This window comes from Paenibacillus sp. TAF43_2, from assembly GCF_052113545.1.
GTDB lineage: Bacteria > Bacillota > Bacilli > Paenibacillales > Paenibacillaceae > Pristimantibacillus.
Window position 1 is genome coordinate 1 of sequence record NZ_JBFRDK010000166.1, and the last position, 19,818, is coordinate 19,818.

The 19,818-nt window shown below is 42.6% G+C and carries 16 protein-coding genes and 3 pseudogenes; 6 read left to right on the forward strand and 13 right to left on the reverse strand.

Features of this window, described 5'->3' with window-relative positions; genetic code table 11:
- Positions 1 to 34: 34 nt before the first annotated feature.
- The 13 genes and pseudogenes from AB4Z17_RS26130 to AB4Z17_RS26190 all read right to left on the reverse strand — a co-directional run.
- On the reverse strand, positions 35 to 640 hold the full coding sequence (locus AB4Z17_RS26130; RefSeq protein WP_441963060.1) for a DUF1349 domain-containing protein: 606 nt from the start codon (positions 638 to 640) through the stop codon (positions 35 to 37).
- Positions 641 to 1,402: 762 nt separating this feature from the next.
- A complete protein-coding gene (locus AB4Z17_RS26135; RefSeq protein WP_441963062.1) occupies positions 1,403 to 2,401 on the reverse strand; it encodes a phytanoyl-CoA dioxygenase family protein in 999 nt (332 codons plus the stop codon).
- Between the two features lie 93 nt (positions 2,402 to 2,494).
- Positions 2,495 to 3,403, reverse strand: coding sequence for a helix-turn-helix domain-containing protein (locus AB4Z17_RS26140; protein ID WP_441912057.1), 909 nt, complete (start codon positions 3,401 to 3,403; stop codon positions 2,495 to 2,497).
- 319 nt (positions 3,404 to 3,722) lie between these two features.
- On the reverse strand, positions 3,723 to 4,556 hold the full coding sequence (locus AB4Z17_RS26145; protein WP_441912056.1) for a carbohydrate ABC transporter permease: 834 nt from the start codon (positions 4,554 to 4,556) through the stop codon (positions 3,723 to 3,725).
- 24 nt (positions 4,557 to 4,580) lie between these two features.
- Positions 4,581 to 5,459: a carbohydrate ABC transporter permease gene (locus AB4Z17_RS26150; protein WP_076266068.1), complete on the reverse strand. Its 879-nt coding sequence runs from the start codon at positions 5,457 to 5,459 to the stop codon at positions 4,581 to 4,583.
- A 165-nt stretch (positions 5,460 to 5,624) separates the two neighbouring features.
- On the reverse strand, positions 5,625 to 6,965 hold the full coding sequence (locus AB4Z17_RS26155; RefSeq protein WP_441963063.1) for an ABC transporter substrate-binding protein: 1,341 nt from the start codon (positions 6,963 to 6,965) through the stop codon (positions 5,625 to 5,627).
- A 138-nt stretch (positions 6,966 to 7,103) separates the two neighbouring features.
- Positions 7,104 to 8,660: a response regulator transcription factor gene (locus tag AB4Z17_RS26160; RefSeq protein WP_441963065.1), complete on the reverse strand. Its 1,557-nt coding sequence runs from the start codon at positions 8,658 to 8,660 to the stop codon at positions 7,104 to 7,106.
- Entirely contained in the window at positions 8,638 to 10,410 is a 1,773-nt protein-coding gene (locus AB4Z17_RS26165) for a cache domain-containing sensor histidine kinase (RefSeq protein WP_441963066.1), read from the reverse strand. The genes AB4Z17_RS26160 and AB4Z17_RS26165 overlap by 23 nt, the downstream gene beginning before the upstream one ends.
- 853 nt (positions 10,411 to 11,263) lie before the next feature.
- Positions 11,264 to 11,884 carry a chloramphenicol phosphotransferase CPT family protein gene (locus AB4Z17_RS26170; protein ID WP_441963068.1) on the reverse strand — a complete coding sequence of 207 codons (621 nt, stop codon included), beginning with the start codon at positions 11,882 to 11,884 and terminating at the stop codon, positions 11,264 to 11,266.
- 39 nt (positions 11,885 to 11,923) lie between these two features.
- Entirely contained in the window at positions 11,924 to 12,538 is a 615-nt protein-coding gene (locus tag AB4Z17_RS26175) for a chloramphenicol phosphotransferase CPT family protein (protein WP_441912048.1), read from the reverse strand.
- 466 nt (positions 12,539 to 13,004) lie between these two features.
- Complete coding sequence (locus AB4Z17_RS26180; protein ID WP_441963070.1) at positions 13,005 to 13,409, reverse strand: hypothetical protein; 405 nt, start codon at positions 13,407 to 13,409, stop codon at positions 13,005 to 13,007.
- A gap of 1 nt (position 13,410) precedes the next feature.
- Positions 13,411 to 14,292: an alpha/beta hydrolase gene (locus tag AB4Z17_RS26185; RefSeq protein WP_441963072.1), complete on the reverse strand. Its 882-nt coding sequence runs from the start codon at positions 14,290 to 14,292 to the stop codon at positions 13,411 to 13,413.
- A gap of 157 nt (positions 14,293 to 14,449) precedes the next feature.
- A pseudogene (locus tag AB4Z17_RS26190) lies at positions 14,450 to 14,714 on the reverse strand (alpha/beta hydrolase); the annotation flags it as partial.
- 411 nt (positions 14,715 to 15,125) lie between these two features.
- On the opposite strand from AB4Z17_RS26190, the pseudogene AB4Z17_RS26195 reads away from it, so the two are divergent.
- The 6 genes and pseudogenes from AB4Z17_RS26195 to AB4Z17_RS26220 form a co-directional block, all read left to right on the forward strand.
- Positions 15,126 to 15,533, forward strand: a pseudogene (locus AB4Z17_RS26195) (transposase); the annotation flags it as partial.
- Between the two features lie 390 nt (positions 15,534 to 15,923).
- Positions 15,924 to 16,412: a DedA family protein gene (locus AB4Z17_RS26200; protein WP_441912045.1), complete on the forward strand. Its 489-nt coding sequence runs from the start codon at positions 15,924 to 15,926 to the stop codon at positions 16,410 to 16,412.
- A gap of 9 nt (positions 16,413 to 16,421) precedes the next feature.
- A complete protein-coding gene (locus tag AB4Z17_RS26205; protein ID WP_441963074.1) occupies positions 16,422 to 16,985 on the forward strand; it encodes a class I SAM-dependent methyltransferase in 564 nt (187 codons plus the stop codon).
- A gap of 27 nt (positions 16,986 to 17,012) precedes the next feature.
- Positions 17,013 to 17,699, forward strand: coding sequence for a response regulator (locus tag AB4Z17_RS26210; protein ID WP_441963076.1), 687 nt, complete (start codon positions 17,013 to 17,015; stop codon positions 17,697 to 17,699).
- A 211-nt stretch (positions 17,700 to 17,910) separates the two neighbouring features.
- Complete coding sequence (locus AB4Z17_RS26215; protein ID WP_441963077.1) at positions 17,911 to 18,795, forward strand: HAMP domain-containing sensor histidine kinase; 885 nt, start codon at positions 17,911 to 17,913, stop codon at positions 18,793 to 18,795.
- A 214-nt stretch (positions 18,796 to 19,009) separates the two neighbouring features.
- A pseudogene (locus AB4Z17_RS26220) lies at positions 19,010 to 19,818 on the forward strand (IS3 family transposase); the annotation flags it as partial.

Genomic DNA, 19,818 nt, shown 5'->3' on the forward strand with positions numbered 1-19,818 from the left:
CTTTATATTTGTTAACGAACATATTCGAATCAAGTTATACACCATACCGAATATTGTTAACCTTTGTATTTGTCAATGAAAAGTTTTGAAAGACTCGTTCTCCACCTTTTCCTATTGGCGCTTGCGCTACAAGTCCCACCTTAATTGTCTTATCTACTGGTAAGCTAAAGAATCGCATCATATCAAACTTAACCCCATCCAACGAATAATGGAATGAAAATGAATTATCAACTCTTGCAACCTGTAACCATACATGATTACCGTTAATGTTACACCCGTTAGCGTCATCCGAATGATGATTCGTGACAACACTTACTACAGCATGTGTACCAAAATCTGTCTGTTCGAAGCATGCTTTAGCCCACACCTGGAGATCTTGCATAACCATAATGGTCGCCGCATCGTAAGTATCCCTGAAATCATGAGAAACCTGAACACGCATCACAAAATCGCCAGTAACTTCTTTGTAATAAAATGGTGCATTGCAAAGATTTTCCGGTGTAATTCCTGTTTCGGAAACGGCTCCATTATTATAGAAGAAATCACTTTCTGCAGGGGCTTCAATAATCAGTTTGTCATTTTCATAGGTTGCCTTGCTTTCATTAATCCACTTAAAATCGTCAAATATTGATTTTCCCATTTGAGATTCTCCTTTGTTTCGATAAAATATGATGCAAATTACTAGTTTAAAGTTGCTGATTGCTTAAATAGATAGCACCATTTTAAGCTGAGACAACGATATATTAACCTAATCAATCTCATTCAAATTAGAAAATCGACATGTTTGACAGTTAAATTAAACAGTTTTTAATTAACCCAATAATTCACTAGTAAGAGTTGGACTTTACAATTGATGATTACTTTTCAACATTTTTGAGATGGAACTAAACGATTCATCGAGGTAGGAAGTCCCAACTGTTATCTGTTTTGATTATAATAATTAAAATAGCGGCCAATCTCTCTTTGCAATTATATCAAACTTTTTCCATCTTTAACAATTAACATTATCATATATATGGCCGATGATAGACTCCTGAGGAGCATTACATCATTTGAATTGACTGTAGGTTTATTTGTATCTGTATACATCAAGGATAAGCGATACTGCTCTGTTGGATCATTCTCTGCACTACCGCTATAAACCAAACTAAACCAGTTATGACGGACACGTATCTTAGATGTTTACACAGAGCAGTCGCCCCAAGCTATGAACCCGCTTGAGGCGACTGTATTTTATTTATTTCAATAAGGTTGGAACCGCCAAGCTAACAAAATCGCTCAATTCACGGTCAAGCTGATCCTGAACAAACACTATCACTGTATAAGACGATTGTTCAGAATCTTTGAAATCAAAGAAAGCAGCGAACTATTTAACAGTATACAATCCAAATAACAATACTTCTTATTCGCCTTTTTCCATTCCAATTGGCATCATCATGCCATTATCCATCCCCATCATTGTAACGCTGCTCGATTCTTCTTCTCCGTCTGCCAAATATACCTCAGTTCCAAATGCTGGCTCAGCATAAGGGAGGTTTGTATTTCCGCGGACGAGAATTTGACGGTAATTCCCTGAATGACCTTCGAATCCGTCATGGTCCCATGGAACCCAAGAACGTGCATTGCAATAATGGCATACAAATGAGCGACGGTAGCGATCCTGGGTACGATTCGGATAGGAGCGATGAAGTAGATGCGAATGGAAAAATAGAACATCTCCTGGACTTAGCCGAACGGGTATGGCAGGAGGATAGTTTGCGACAACCTTAGATAGCGTATTCACATTATCGTCCAAATGGCTCACATTCTGCACACCATTCAAATCCTCGAATGCATCCACCGCGTGCACATTTCCTCCTCCAACACCATCAGGAGGATATATGGGTTCGTGGTTCGAACCGGGTACAACCCATAAGCAGCCATTTTCTTCATCTGCTTCCTCTAAGGCGATCCACGCTCCGATTAACGTATCCGGATGCGTCTTAATATAGCATGCATCCTGATGCCAGCCTTGACCGCCTTTTCCAGGAGGATTTAAGAAAAGCATGGACTGAAGGGCGTATACATCCGGCCCGACCAATGCCTCTGTAACATCGACTATTCGAGGGTTAAGCATGCCCCTCTCCGCTGCTCCGCTGAAACGGGACATCATGTGAATTCGTGTCGCCTTTGCAAATTCCTCCTTGAGAGGGTCCTTGCTATCACGATCTGCCTGATTATCTAGCTGAAGGCTATTAAGCCTTGATTGCTCTGCTAATTCATATAGCTCGTCGATGTCTTCTTTTGACAATAAGTTTCTGACAATTAAGTAGCCTTCTCTGTGATAGTGGGAATAATCCTTCACGCTTACTAAATAGCGGTTATCCCTCACACGTGATTTAGGTATATAAAACTTCCCCATAACCCGTTCACTCCCTCGATTTATATGCCTACCCCCTAATTTTAGCGTGATGAGGCAGCACTCTCCATAGTCTAAAACCGGCAAATGATGTGTTTATTTGATCAAGGAATTCACCAAAATATTTCGATTTAAAGGATAAGGCGTGTACGGGTCCAATACGGATACCGTGTGGCGAAATAAGGGATCCTGACACCTTTTTATGTAATCCGATGCCGTTATTCCACGAACTTTTTTATACATTTTTGAGAAATGGTGTTCATCACCGAAGCCTACCGAATAGGCAATCTGTTTCACTGTGCCGGTGCCCCTCATCATCAATATCTCAGCACGCCGAAACCGTAATTCGAGCAGCATCCGTTTGGGGGACATGCCCGTGGTAGCGACAAACATTCGTGTGAAGTATTCATGTGACCAGCCCGATATCGCTGCGATTTCTTCAATCTTTACGGGATCGGTCAAATGCTCTTCCATATAGGTAATCGCGTGTTGAACAGGAACAGGCAAGGGAATYGCTTCCCCTTCCGCAACTTGTGAAGAAAAGGACGATAGTTCTTCTAGAGAGGCGGAAATCAAAACGGCAAGCCTTCTCCGCCAATACGCAGGCTGGTGATTCGCAATCCAAAGTATTTTCTCCATTAAGCCTGTTACGAGCATATGGCGCCCTGCCAGGAACATATGCCCTTCTCGGAGCAAGGCCACGAATCGTTCGTCCGCATTCCGCAGTGAGGCATAATCAAAATGCACAAACAAATGCCGTACGTTTTTTTCCGGCGCGAACCGGTAAGTATGCCGTTCACCTGGGCGTGTGAATATGAAGCATGGCTCATTAAGAACAAATAGGCTTCCGCCTATCTCATATTCCGTTTGGGTACCATCTGGAAAGTAGACTAATTCGAAATCGTCAATTCGCCTGGGCCCGAGCACAAACCCAGCTTGGATGACAAAGTCTCCTGCGTTATGGACTAAGGGCAATTGAAAGGTCTCTTGCTCTTGTTCACTCATATTCATCAACTCCTTCCATATCCAATATGTACAGTCAAAGGAATTATTTTATTAGTCCCTTCGCTAGAAGATATCATATTTCCCCTCCGAACAGTATGTATGGAAAAACGAAGCCATATCTTTCCCTCCACTCAAACAAAAAAATGGACATCTTCGTTCCTAAGAAACGGATGCCCACATGTATTGTGTAACAATATATAAAAATACTAAGAATTATAGGTTCGACAACGTAGGAGAAATATGTGGCTCGCGGGCATCGCTGTACGATAAGGAAACGGATGGAGGTCTCTTAGGTCTCAACCCGTTTTTTATGTTCGGTTTAACCTTTTATGCCGGACAGTGTTACCCCTTCAATAATATAACGCTGTCCGATCATATAAACGACCAATACCGGGAGCAGAGCGATTGAAGCACCAGCCATCATCAGCGTCCAGTCCGTCGCATACATGCCTCGGTATAGATTCAGCATCATAGGTACCGTAAATTGCTCCGGGCTGTTGAGAAAGATAAGCGGATAAAAGAAATTGTTCCACATCCCCAGAAACGTGAATATGCCGAGTGCTGAAAGCGCAGGCTTGACAAGCGGAAGCATGATGCGCGTATATATCGTAAAGCGATTGGCACCATCCACAATGGCTGCTTCTTCCATTTCCTTCGGAATGCCTCTAAAAAATTGGCGGAGCAGAAAAACGCCAAAGGCATTTAACAAGGCAGCAGGCACGATGATCGACTGATGCGTATCGAGCCAACCGAAATTTTTCATCATCAAGTACAGCGGGATGATTGTCACTTGTCCGGGCACCATCATCGTTGCCAGAAACAATATGAACAACGGTTCCCGGAATGGGAACCGGATTTTGGCGAAAGCGTATGCAGCCATCGAGCATGTGATCAGCTGCGCGAATACGACGATGACATTAATATAGAAGCTGTTAAAGTAAGCTCGCCCGAAAGGCAAGGCCGTCAACGAAGTTTTGAAATTGGACCATACGAACGGTTCTGGAATCCATTTAGGCGGAACGATGAAGACTTGGGACAAATCTTTTAGCGCGCTGAGTATCATCCATAGGAAAGGCAGCCCCATGACGCAGGCCCCAATGATCAGCACGACATGAAGCACCATCGTTGAGGGTTGAAGCTTTTTCGGTTTCATGAGTTTTCTCCTTCCCGGTCATCCTTATTCTTCGTAATGAACCCAACGTTTGGATATTTTCATCTGCAGCAAGGTCAGCGTCAAAATCATCGCAAACAGCGTGACAGCGGCCGATGTGCTTGTACCGAAGGTAAAATCGACAAATGCCGAGTCATATATGTGGTATACAAGTGTATAACTGGCTTTTGCCGGTCCACCCGAGGTCATGACAAAGGATTGATCAAACACCTGGAAAGATCCAATCACGGACATGATGGTGACAAAAAATGTAGTCGATGACAACAAAGGAACCGTAATATGCCGCAGCTGCTGCCATTTGCTGGCGCCGTCAATTTGTGCAGCCTCGTAATATGTCGCAGATATTCCCTGTAATCCGGCAAGGAAAAGCACCATACTGCCTCCAAGTCCCATCCATATGCTAAGCAGCGCAATGGAAGGCATTACGAACCGCGTGTCTGTCAGCCAACGGGGACCTTCAATGCCGAACCAATCTTTTAAGTATAAATTAATCAACCCGAAATCCGCGTTAAAGAGCCACATGAAAACGACTGCTACAGCTACGGACATCGTAATGTTAGGCATAAAATAAATGAGCCGGTAAAGGATCTTTCCTTTTACTTTATTTAAGCCAATAGCAACAAGCATCGCCAGAATGATGCCGGTCGGTACGGTGAGAACGGTATAATAAAGTGTGTTAACAAGCGCGATTCTAAAATCGGGATCTTTAAACTGCCCCACGAAATTGTCCAGTCCGACAAAGGTCCGTTCACCGAAGCCGTCCCAGCTCATTAGACTGATGGCGAAAGCCAATATAAGCGGAATCAACGAAAAGATAACCAAACCGACCATTTGTGGAAAGATGAAAAAATATCCCCAAAGGCTGTCCACTGTCTTCGTCCTCATGAAGTGACGTTTCGTATCTGTTTGGTCTATTGACGGAGAGGGCCCATTATTAACGGCCGTTTTCATATCGATGTAAGCCACCTTTCTTCTATTATAGTAAGAAGGAAGGGATTTCCGAAAGTTCGGAAGCCCCTTCCATTTCCTTGTGAAAGGACTGCTGGCTGTTTATTTTTTTCCTTTGTATTCCTCAATCTTCTTGTTCGCCAATTCCTCGATTTCCTTCATTGCTGTATCCAAATCCTCATTTTTCAGCCATAGCGCCTCAAAACGGGAATTAATATCATTACTTAGACCGGGAATACCCGCTTCAAACGGAGTTAATGCATAGCCGATTTCACGAGCATCCAGGAAAAACTGCGCATGCTCGGGAAGGTTCCCTTCAAGCACCACTTCGTCTGCTCCCGATACCGAAGGAACGGCATTGCCGCCTCCTTGAAGACGATAGGTTTGACCTTCCTTATTGACGAATTCCGACAAGAAGGTGTACGCCGCCTCTTTGTGCTTGGTAGTCTTATTCAGTACCATATAGGCTGTCGGGATACCTGCGGGCTCGATTTTATTGCCGGTATTTGTCGGCCAGGTGACGATATCGTACTCGAGGCCTTCGTTTTTCTTGAACAGCGGCAGATACCAGCGCCCTGCGCCGACAAAGCCAACCTGATTGGACATAAACATCGCATCGCCGCCTTGTCCTTTTGGAAGCGTGCCGGCAAATGTAATGTTTTTAGTCTTGATGTTATCATATAAGAATCGGAATGCTTCGACTGCTTTCGGATCCGTGTAGCCGATATATTTGCCGTTGTCGTCATAAACCTTTCCACCGTTAGAGGTTACCCAACTGTGTGTGCTGTTCCATGAATTATCAAGTACGTAACCATATTTGCCGCTTTCGCGGATTTTATCGGTCATTTCCTTAAAGGCATCCCAGCTCCACTTACCCTGTTGCTGCAAATCGGCTGGCATTTCAGTAATGCCTGCGTCCTTTAACACCTTCTTGTTATACCAAAGCACCATCGGGTTATTGTCTACCGTGGCCCCGTATATTTTACCGTCGCGCTCAGCGGCTCCCCATAGGCCAGGAAAGAAATCCTCCTTCTTAACCGCGCTTCTCGCATCATCCATTAACGGTGTGAGTTCCTCGATGCTGCCGTTTTCAATCAGTTTAACAATGAAAGCGTCACCGGCATAGAAAATGTCCGGGGCCGTTCCGCCACTCAATTGCGTTAAGATTTTTTGATCGTACTCCCCCGGAATCGGGATTAACTCCGCTTCAATTTCAGGATGCTTCTTATTAAAATCGTTTGTGAAATCTTGAAACCTTGTTAATTCTCCCGGATTTCCCCATGTAGCCCACTTGATTTTTACTTTCCCCTCTTTTGGACTGTTTGTTCCGGCTTCTTCTCCATTAGACACCCCGTTGTTGCCACCATTGCTCGTTCCGCAGGCTTGAATCAAAGCAGTCACAGCAATAATCATGATGAGTAGAGACCATTTGAGCTTTTTCATTCTCTTTTTCCTCCCTCAAGATATCTAATTTTCTTTTACAAATATTTTGTAAGCGCTTTAATTATAATTCATTGTCAAAGTGGGTTTGAACGGTTTATGTTCCGAAAGAGTGTCTTGTTTTCCGCAATTAGCATGATTTTATTTTCGCAACAAACCTTGAAATTCGGCTGGAGATACACCTACGATCTTTTTAAATTGCTTGCTAAAATATTTTACGTCGTTAAAACCAGACTGCTCGGCTACCTCATACACCTTAAGCGATGATCCTTGCAGCAGCTCCTTCGCTTTCTTTACGCGCAAGGCGATCAGGTGGTCGATGAAGTTCTCTCCTGTCACACGTTTGAACATTTCGCTGAAGTAATTCCTGCTTACATTTACCGCATCAGCCACTTCCTGCAGGGAGATCGATTCCCTATAATGGCTCTTGATATAGTCAGCGGCCTCCATTACGATCCTTTGATGCAATGTTTTATCCGGCCGCGGAGAGTCTTCACCGCCCACGATTGTTTGGTAGCCATCTTTTACATGTTGAATGACCTCAGTGACATAACCCAGCCTGCCGAGCTCCCGGATTTTCCGGATGATGGAAGAATCTGCGTCTTTGAATACGGCAAACAGGCTAAGCAATTCCTCTGCCTCCTGCAGCACTTCCTCTTTCGATCGATATTGCGGTAACCAATGCTTCATGATTTCATTTATCATTTGTTCTGATCTGGAATGAAAGCCCATCGTTAACGACTCTTTGAGATCGTGTAAGGCTGCCGCAAAAGGATAGGGCGATGCCGAAACGGTATCCGTTTGCTCCTCGGCAGCAATCAAGCGACACGGTCCGAGGAAGAAACCGACCGCGAGCATTTTTTTCGCCTCCATGGAGGCATTCTGAAGGTCAAGATAATTCTCATAAACGACGCTGAGTCCTATGGATACTTGCAGTAGGTGCGACTCGGTATGCTGCGAAAACTGCTCGATAAGCTCATAAAACGAGGCATGCAGGTTTGGGTGTACAGGAAGAGCAGCCAAAAGCAAGTCCGGACGAAGCATGACCGACACATAGGAACCAAATGCTTGATAGAGTACCTGTTTGAGCACTTCTCCCAGCTCCGTTAGGAGATCATTCCTTTCAGCATCCGTTTTGCCAAATACGTTGATCCCCAATGCGGCAATACGGTAGCTTTCTTCCGGGCATTCTGTCTTTATTCGTTCGATAGCAGTCAAGTCACCGCATAGCGCTTTGCAGAATGTCTTCTCCAGCATTTTCTGCTTATTAGCGAGCTGTTGGTCTTCAAACTGCTGAACGATTTGTCTGTTCTCGCTTTCTTCCTGAAGCTTTTTTTTCATTTGATTCAGAACCGTTATGAGTGAATCCGAATTAAGTGTCGGCTTCAAGATGTAATCGCTGGCCCCTAACCGGATTCCTTCCCGTACATATTCGAAATCATTATGACAGCTGAGCAGCAACACCTTGACCCAAGGACATAATTCTTTAGTCTTGCGCGTGAGCTCGAGTCCATCCATCACAGGCATAGCAATGTCGGTGATCAATATATCAATCTCTTGATTCTGAATCCATTTCATTGCGTTTTGCCCGTTTGACGCTTCACCAACCAATGTAAATCCGTGTCTCTCCCAATCAAAAGTGGTACGAAGCCCGATTCGCGCTATCTTCTCGTCATCAACCAATAGCACTCTGTACATAGGTTTCCTCCTTAGAATTGGCAATCGTAATAAGCACCCGTGTCCCTTCGTTTTTGATGCTTGAGATGCTGAGGCCGTATGTACTTCCGTAATATAACTGAATGGTCTGATGAACATGATTCAGCCCGATATTGGTCATCCCTTTATTGCTGCGCTCTTTATCGTTCATCTGCAGTTGATGAAGCCTTCCCTCATCTATTCCGATACCGTCGTCGGTTATTTTGACCACGATATTTTGTCCGGTTTGTTCGACTTCGATATCAATCGATCCATCTGCATCCTTTGGAGCGATCCCATGGAAAATGGCGTTCTCGACGATGGGCTGAAGCAGCATTCGGGGAATTTGAATTTTTTTGAACTCCTCCCGGCAATGGATATTTAAGCTGATTTTGTTATCATAGCGGTATTCCTGAATGATCATATATTTCTGGAGCAGTTCAAGCTCTTCCCCGAGCGGAATGAAAACGCCATTCCGTTCAAGACTGCCTTCCAATAATTGAACCAGCGTAGTGACGGCGTTGTCGACATCATTGGTCCGGTTTAATTTAGCCATCCACCTTATCGAGTTCAGCGTATTATAAAGAAAGTGAGGGTTAATCTGATAGCGGAGCGCTCGAACCTCCGCCTTTTTTTTCTCTGATTCCTCCTTGGCGATTCGGGCGATTAACAGATCGATCTGTTTGATCATTTTATTGAAGCTGCGGCCCAGCTGCCCAATTTCGTTCCGGCCGACGCTCTTGCTCCGGACGCTCAGGTCGCCGTTCTCTCCTTTACGCATCAATCGGCTCAGATTAACTAACGGATTACCGATTTTACGGGTAACGAAATACCCCATGCCTATTGCCGAAAGGATGCAGCAAAGTGCAATCCACATCGTGAATTTCCGGATACTAGCCGAATCGGCTGTCAGTTCCTCGAGAGGTACAACCCCAACCACATCCCAGCCATTATACAGGCGTTCAGGAATCACCAGCGTGCTTTTGTTGTCTTTGTTATATTCCGTCGCTTGCGAAGGAAGGATGAGGTTGGACTCTTTTCCATACTGCTTGGAATCCGGATGATAGAAATAACGGTTCTTGTCATTGGTGACGTAGATGTAACCCGTATCCCCAAATTGAACGCGGTCAAGCTCATCGATCAGAACCTGGCCCATAATCTCAAAGAACATCACGCCGATAATGTCGCCGGTTTCCCAGCTTCGTATGGCGCGGCCAAGGCCGAATACAGGAAACCCCATTTCCGTTTTCTTTAAATATGAGTTTTGAGAGAGTCCGAACCATACGCTATTGCCGTTTGCTTCCAATATCGCTTTATACCAGTCGGAATCCCATTGATCCAGAGACACCAAGGAGTCCGAGCTTAATACCGAATTGTTGCGGTTCACATCGAATATATAGATATCGAGGATTTCTGAAGAATTGATCATGATGGATGTTAGGATGTCTTGTCCATCTTGAATCTTGAGCGTGGTTTCATATAACTTCTCTTTCGATTGTTCCTTCAAAATATTGTGGATGACCTTACTGTTTAACAGCATCATAGACGAATCATCAAGCTTTTTGAAATAAAGGTTCAGCTTGTCACTCACCTGTGTAATAGTAAGCGAGGCTACCTTACTGACTTGTTCCTCTACGATAGAGGAGGATTTATGGTAAGACAAAAAACCCATGACCAGAACGGGAAGCGTCATGCCGATAAAGCAGAACCAAAAGAGTTGGGCTACAATGGAATGAAAATGACGGAAACGCATGGTCGTTCCTCCTTTATATTCAACATTAGTTTGCTGAACTCTATATTACTCAAACTATAACAGCGCTTACAATAGTTCATATTAAAAAAAATAGATTATCTTCAACTCTTTCTCTTTTTTTTATGAAGGTGCATTTTGCAATAATCAAAGCCTCCGAACCATAAGGTTTTCTTAGCATAATAAAGAGACTTCACCCCGACTTGGAGAAGTTTTTGAGTAATTGACAGAACTCATAATTAAAAAAATAATTCCTAAAAAGTTACAGAGATACATTTCAAATGGGGGGAATAGCGGTGATTTATTTTTTTACGTCCTTGTATAGGAGTAATGAGGTTTTTTTCAAAAAAAACACCCCGAAGGGCGGCCCGCACTCATAACACAAACATAATGAGCTTTAAAAAATCCCCAATAGATGTCGGGGATCTRATTACGTTTATTTTTATGCGTCTGAAAACCAACCTCACATTAAAGCTTCGAAGAATAAATATACGATGAATTGGCATTTTCAACCGTAGGCTTGTTTCAATTCCATCACAATTGGCAAGATCCATCAAGAATGTCCTTTATTATGGAAAATTACTCTATTTAACATAAACACATTTCCTATTTATACAAGCAAAAAGAGGAGCTGCTGAAGCACGCTCCTCCACTATCGTACCCATTAGCATAATAAAATGAGCATGCCACTGTAGTGCCTGCTCATTCATGTGTGTTTTTCAACTATCGTTACCCGAGAATTGAATAGAAACAGGGGTTGAGGCTTAATATCATAATTAATCTGACCCAAGCCATACCTGGTAGATAATGCGACTGTTGCGCTTTCAGAGTCGTTTCAGAGTGTGTACTCCACCACCTAAGTCATGGCCTCAAGACGTTGGTAAGCTGAGGGCGGCGACTCGTCTTCGAGGCGATGGCGGATCAGGACGGCACACTCTTCGGAACTTAGCACCGAGGTGTCAACCTCCAGATCATAGATACCAGGCATATGGACAGCCTGCTGCCACAATCTCACCGGCTTTGGCACAGATCCGTCCTCTTCGTAGCCGGAATTCCAAGTAGCGATCCTCCGCTGCATAACAACCTCTAATGGGCATCGCACACCCACAAACAAAACCGGCATTCCACTCAGAGTCCGGGCACAGCTGGGAAGAATCCCCCGCGGGATCGAATAAGCATCGTGGTGACCGACATCAACTACAACATTCAGCCCCAGGCGGCTGTGCGCAGCAATAGCCTCATACATGGCTTGATAAAGGGTCACAATGAGTGGCTCAAGGTCGGGGCGTTCCCCACCTGGCCGAAGCCCAATCCCTGGCCGGTAGCGTTCAGGGGTCATCTGCATGAACCGGTCGACTCCCATGTTCATCCACACACCCTCGAAAGTATTCTGAATCACAGTGGCAATACTGGACTTCCCTGACCGCGGAGTCCCGTTTAAAATAATAATCTGTCCGGGCTCATCTACCTGTAACATTTGCTCCCCCCTTGATTGTAATGAATAAAAGTTCCTGGTCTAAACCACAAGACGTTGGAAAGCTGAGGGCGGCGACTCGTCTTCGAGGCGATGGCGGATCAAGGCGGCACACTCTTCGGAACTTAGCACCGAGGTGTCAACCTCCAGATCATAGATGCCAGGCATATGGACAGCCTGCTGCCACAATCTCACCGGCTTTGGCACAGATCCGTCCTCTTCGTAACCGGAATTCCAGGTAGCGATCCGCCGCTGCATGACAACCTCTATTGGGCATCGTACACCTACAAACAAAACAGGCAATCCACTTAGGATCCGGGCACAGCTCGGAAGAATCCCCCGCGGAATCGAATAAGCATCATGGTGCCAAACATCCACTACGACATTCAGTCCCAGACGGCTGTGTGCAGCAATGGCTTCATACATGGCTTGATACAGGATCACAATGAGAGGCTCAAGTTCAGGGCGTTCCCCACCTGGCCGAAGCGATATCCCAGGCTGGTAGTGTTCGGGGGTCATTTTCTTGAACTGACTGCCCCCAACGTTCATCCATACACCCTCAAACATATTCTGGATCGCGATGGCAATGCTTGACTTCCCAGCCCGCGGATTGCCGTTCAGAATGACTATTTGTCCGAGTTTATCTTCTTGTGACATGCGTTTCCCTCCATTCAATGATTTCTTTCATACCGTGAATGTTTTTCATCTTTGGAAGTTACAATATAGATTGTAGCAACTATACGGCTAATGGAATAGTCTGTAATTTTAATAATAAGGCGTAAAATTGAATTAGAACATAATCYTATTTTGTTGTGCTATTCTGCCCGTCCATATTATGGTTCAACTAGATATATCCTTACGCCGCAGCCATTGTCAGATTGGTACTTAATAAGCAAAAAAACCACCCCGAAGTGTGGTCCGCACTCATGATGAATATTTCTTCATATTAGAACGCTGCTCATTAAGCAGTGAGGCTGCCGCTACATGCCTGCAGCCTCGTCTTGGTTATTGTTAAGCTAAAGTTACCTGTTAGTTTAATACCATATTATTGCATTATATTTTAATCCATTTTGTTAACTGTTGTTCACTTACAGCGACACTCTACGCTGTCGGACATTATCGGTTAAAGGTCTTCCGGCTTAATAAATTTCACCTCTGGATACATGTCGTTCGGACCCTGAATCAGATTTCCACCTGCTCCTTTCAATTGCTTATTAAAGAAATCGAGTACATATTGATTTACGATGCCTGATCCTCTTTTACCATTTATATCTCCTGTTATTCCAGTCAGTTTAATCAACTCAGAATAGAATTGAAGGTCCGTGAAATTGAAGTGTTGGGTACCTTCTACATAAATCGCACTTCCCCCCTGATTGATAACATTTTTAATAATGTGCAGCTCATCTGAAAGTTGTTTATTTATTTCGTTATCCGAACTTTTATCATTTTTAAAATCTACTAACCAGTCTTTAAAACTTCCCGATCTAATAAACATAAAAGGCTTGTTTATAACATCTCTATTTTCCACTTCAATTAGTGACCAACTCTACATCTTGTGTCCATATTTTCCCAATTCTTCTGCGTTCATCTATTGTTGTCATCTTTGTTTTATAGTCCGTTACAYGGCCATCCGGAAAAATGGTAGCAAAGGTGCTATACGTATGATCGATTGTGACCACGATAAACCCATGACTAGCCAGATTCTCGGCCTGTGATGCATGTAGAACTCTACTGGTTCCCATTCCGTGAGAAAGCAGTACCAAGGGATAAGGACTTGTGGAAGGTAATATTTCTACATTATCATAAGAGTTGGTTTTACTATACTTCCAGTAATCGAACACAAAATCGGGAAGGTTTAAAGAATTAGAGTATGTCTGAATATACTTTTTGAACATTTCTTTATCTTTTGGAAAAAGAGCTTCTCTCTTGTTGTTATTGCTCTTTTCAGTAGGGTACCAAACTTGAACCATTAGTTCCCTCTTATCGCTTTGATCTTCAGTTAAGACTTCATCTCTGTTCTGATCCGTAAAATGAAAAGTTTGAGTACCCACTTTCTCTGGACCATCAAGCTTTGGCAAATGAAAGACAGGCAAGTATACAGACAAACTGGTAGATACAACAAGTAGAATGACGATTAGGGAAGATAAACTATATTTCAATGGCTTCCCTATTTTTAGATTCACCATCTTTTTTGATTGCCTGAGTAAAACGATGAGTATGAAAAGAGCCGTCATAATATATACCAAAAGCAACTGCCATCTGTATCCCTCAACAAACAACTGAACTACAAATATAACGCCACTTCCTATACACAAAACCAGTCCTGTTTTCTTTGCACCTCTTTTCATAAACAATAGATCTACGAGTAAAGCCAAACAGGATAGAACTAAAAGTATCTCAAATAATCTCATTTGAATTCCTCTCTTTCTTTACGGACTTTTACAGGTTATTTACTTCGCTTCGTTCATGAATGCGCTCAGCTATTTCTATAAATTTGATATGCTATAAATAATGTGATTATTTGTTAATGTTAAGTCAATCGCCACAACATTGTATTATGGAGATAGTTTCATCAATGAGCAGCTTAATTTCAAGCGATGGTGCAGCTGTTCCATGACTTGGAAGATGTACGTTTCCCGTCTACACATACGTGCTGGCCGTAGGGCTCTATCTTTATCGCCTACGAATTGCTAATGATCACATTCGTGATATAAAAAACACCTAGAAACAGAACAATGGCGATTACGATTGCTCCTAGTATTTTAAGTATAAAGTTTCGTACTTTCTTGGCCCTCGATCCATTCTATGTTTTCTTTTCCTCTGGTTGTGTCACTCTCATCTCCCCCTGTCTTGAACTGTTTGTTGGATTTGCTTCTTTGATGCTAATGAAATCTTAACCAATGAATATGTATTCCCCATGACGTCAATATGAACTGAATATGAACAAGCAAATAAATTAATAATAGAATCCTGTATTAGCTTCTCGTGCTCGAGAATCCATCTGTCCGTTGCCGGGCGATTCGCTTGGATAAAGAAAATAACTCACACTTTCCGATTCAATCATTCTTCGAACCAACAATGCGTATTCATCCTCGTTCCCCTATGATTTACCTATGATTAGGCCAAGCAGTAAGTTGAGTCCATATAATTGTGTAAAATGAAGAACTTCATAAAAAGTAAGCCATGAAGTAAATACTCATCTAGAAGAAGTTGCCTAGACCATCCCAGAGGTGAGTATTTATTCATGGCTAAATATCAGGTTACACTAGATCACCAATTATTAAACCAGTTGTTTATCGGAGAATCTCGAGACGCAGGCGTAGCCGCCTTGCTCGAGACAGTTTTGAATCAAGTATTGAAGGCACAAGCCACAGAACAATTAGCAGCTGAAGATTATGAGCGTACGCCTGACAGACAAGGACAACGAAATGGCAGCTATTCGAGAAGCTTGACGACACGTGTGGGCAGTATAACCCTACAGGTTCCAAGGTTTCGAGATAGCAAATTTTCGACAGAGCTTTTCAAACGCTACCAATGCAGTGAACAGGCGCTTGTACTCACAATGATGGAACTTGTTGTTCAAGGTGTATCCACTCGTAAAGTAGCACGTGTGACGGAAGAACTCTGTGGCAGTTTCAAGAACAGCAGCACCTGCACCTTAATGTATAATGCGATTACATGCGAATCATTTTATGTTTCGCTAGTTTTCGCTTTCATAGCCCCATTTTTTTATTTTCTACAACCTTGTTCCATTATGTTTGTCATGTACAAAAGAATAACGTTCAGAATCTAAGTGAATATGCCTATTTAAGGGGAAAACGATTCTCCATAAAGTGAGATTAATTAAATAACCCATAAGAAATGCTCGCCTTTGAACGAGGCGAGTATTTTTTGTTTTGACTGCTTTAAAACATTAAAACAGGTAAGTAATCTTTAGAATTTCTTCAGAAAGTACCTAGGTAGGAACTAAGTATTTTTTTCTATACTGATGTTGTCCTTATCAGGGCGCACACAAGTCATTTTCACGAAATGGGGAGCTTACGTGGATCAAATTATGACAATGATAAGCCAATATGGTTACATTGTACTTTTCTTAGCCTTCTGTTTGGGACCTTTTGGGATTCCAGTTCCAAATGAGGTGACGATTATCGCCGCTGGGATTATGACGTCTCATGGAGTTTTGCACCCCTTTTACACCTTTGCTTCTATTCTATTTGGAATGACATCCGCCGTGACGTTAGGTTATTGGATCGGCAGGCTAGCAAGTAAATACGGTTTCCTTCGAAAATTGAGCCATTTCGGAGGATATAAGAAAGCTGAACAATTTTATATAAGGCATAGTGGTACRGCTTTGTCTTTAGGCTATTTGATTCCTTTAGTTCGATACTTCGTTAGTATTTTAGCCGGTGTAAACAAAGTTCCTTTTAAACGAATAATTTTCGTCTCCTATCCAAGTGCTATTTTATGGATCGGCACGTTATACGGTGTCAGCTTCATTTGTGGAAATCAATTAGTCCAAATATTTCAATGAGGTGATAAAATGATAAATAATCATTCACTGCTTTTTTTAAAAAAATTCACTTTTAATCCTAAAGATGTTGGAAGCGTCATTCCGAGCTCGAGTTTTTTGGCGAATAATATGGTTGCAGCGGCAATGTGGGAGCAAGCTGAAACCATTGTCGAAATCGGTTCAGGTACTGGTGCAATTACACAAGTAATTGCAAATCGGGTAAAGTCTGAAAGCAAAGTTATTTTATTTGAAAAAGATGAAGAGATGGGTCAAAGGCTTCAATTGGATTTTCCCCAGTTCATTAGGGAAAGTAATGCGTTAGAGTTAGTTTCCAAACTTAAGAAGCACAATATCCAAGAAGTCGATTATATCTTTAGTGGATTGCCGTTTTACAACTTTTCCCCAGTGATGCGTAACCAACTGATTTCGCAGTGCAAAGAAGCGCTGAAACCATGTGGTAAATTTATTGCTTTTCAGTATTCATTGCAGATGAAAAAAATGCTTTCAGAGCATTTTGAGATTGAAAGTATTTCTTTGGTCCCCTTGAACATCCCCCCCGCGTTTGTTTATGTTTGTAAGAAACTGAAAAATTGAAAAAAATTAATCTAGGGAGAGATTGAATTGGGTGTAATTTTAGTCGTAGATGATGATTCGGAAATAAGAGACGTTATTCATGTTTACTTACGTAATGAAGGATATTCTGTCATTGAAGCTAAGGATGGAGCGGAAGCACTCGATGTGCTTTCGCAACGGGAATTGGATTTAGTCATTTTAGATGTAATGATGCCACGAATGGACGGTATTAAAGCATGCATGCACATTCGAGAGCGATATGATGTCCCAATCATTATGCTCTCTGCGAAGGAAGGAGATATTGATAAGATCATGGGGTTATCGACAGGAGCGGACGATTATGTAACGAAGCCATTTAACCCAATGGAATTAATCGCCAGGGTGAAAGCGCRGCTAAGAAGACAAAAAATACTCGCAGGGAAGGATGTTCCACACACACAAATAACCATTAGAGAGCTCGTTATTGATATTGCAAAGCACTTTGTATCGATCCGAGGACAAGAGGTCATGCTAACACCACTTGAGTTTTTAATTCTAAATCTACTTGCGGCTAATCCAGGACAAGTATTTAGTGCTGATACTATCTATGAATCCGTATGGAAAGAGCGTGTGGGCTATTCAGACAATACTGTCATGGTTCATATACGAAATCTGAGGGAGAAGCTTGAACTCAATCCCAAAAAGCCAGAGTACATCAAGACGGTGTGGGGTGTTGGTTATAAAATGGACAAATAAACGATTTAAAATTAAACATAGCATAAGATATTCCTTTCTCGGGGCAACGCTCCTGACCATAGTGATATCCTACATTCTTAGCTTGTATATTGTGGGGTTGATTGGGCAGTTGATCGATTCGATCTCATCAAAAGGAAAGCTTGAGTATATTCCGCTTCTAATCATTGTATCGCTCACGGTTTTCATATTGATCTTTCTCTTTTCATTCTACATGCTAACGAAGCGAATTATTAAATACTTTTCGGTCCTTTCGGAAGGGCTAGGTTTTATCTCACATGGTAATTTCGAGTATAGGGTTCCCGTTCGTCGCGAGGATGAATTGGGCATATTAGCCAAAAACATGAACAAAATGGCTGAGCAACTCGCATCCCAAAAAATGAAAGAAAAGGACGTTGAAGATTCTAAAATGAATCTCATCACAGGCGTTTCTCATGATCTTAGAACTCCACTAACGAGTATGATTGGCTATTTGGATTTACTTCGTAATAGATCCTTCTTAGACGAGAACGAATATGATCGGTTCGTAAACAATGCTTTTAGCAAAGCACAGCAACTGAAAATACTTATTGATGACCTATTCATTTATACGCGATTGTCTTCTGGAGATATGATATTGACGAAGCAACCTGCGGATATGCACAATCTTTTGGAGCAAGTGCTGTTTGAGTTTGTGCCAATTGCCGAAGAGCATCATGTAGTTGTTAGGCCACAGATAAGTATTCAAAAGGCAGCCGTCAATATTGACCCTGAACAAGTGGCTAGGATCTTAGATAATCTGCTGATGAACGCTCTTAAATATTCAACGACTCCTAAAGTCATCGATATCCACTTAACCTCGAATGAGTCATCAGTTTACTTAACCGTAGCAAATAAGGGAGAACATATTACGAAAGAACAGGAGGCCAAACTCTTCGATCGCTTTTACAAGACGGAAAATATGGAGCATAACAAACATCTTCAAGTAGGTGCTGGCTTAGGCCTTGCAATTGCAAGACAACTTGCAGAACACCAAGACGGTCGCCTTACACTAGCATATGATAATGGTCATTATGCATTCACGTTAGAACTTCCCCTGCTTACTATAAAAAAGAATTGAATTATTCAGGACAACTTGAAGAACAACAGATAGCATTAATGTTGTTATACTGTTCCATATGTGCACGTCTCCACTTTACCCTAGCGATTCTCGCTCCCATGTCGGGGCGGGTCATAGCCCTTTCATTCCTTCGTCACTGGATCGTCTACACTAAGTTAGACAGAAAAAWTAAGGGCTAGTAGAATGAAGGGAACAGAGAAGGAGCGAATCTACTATGCCAAAACCAAGACGTRCATTTACTRCCGAGTTTAAGAAGCAGATGATCCAGCTCTACGAKAGTGGAAAATCAAGAGCAAACATCATTAAGGAATATGATCTGAGTGCTTCTGCATTTGATCGTTGGATCGYACAAAGTCAGAAGACAGGTTCCTTYAAAGAAAAAGATAATCGCACAGAGGAAGAGAACGAACTCCTAGCTTTACGTAAAGAAATTCAACGTTTGAAAATGGAGAACGATATTTTAAAGCAAGCCGCGCTGATCATGGGACGAAAGTAAATGTGATTCGCAATAATGCACACAAGTACTCGGTATCAGCAATGTGCGCAGTCCTACAACTACCACGAAGCACCTATTACTACAMGTCTGAGYCTGCCGCTAACGAGGAAGAACAGCAGCTAGAAGATKCGATTCTAGAGATCTTCTCAGCTAGTCGAAACAACTACGGCACACGAAAAATCAAGGTTGAATTAGGAAAGCGAATCTTGTTAGCCTCGCGCCGTAAGATCGGTCAGATYATGAGCAAACATGGCCTGRTATCTAATTAYACGGTAGCGCAGTACAAGCCTGTTAAGAACGATTCTAATGAGGCCGTCGTTSAGAATGTACTACAACGCGAATTTGATCAAWAAGAGCCATACGCTGTTGTCGTCAGCGATTTAACATACGTACGAGTAGCCGGTAYWTGGCATTACGTATGYTTRTTTGTAGACCTCTTTAATCGTGAAATTATTGGATGCAGCARCGGTCCGAACAAGTCAAAAGAGCTTGTTTACAAAGCCATAGCGAGCATCTCACAGAGATTA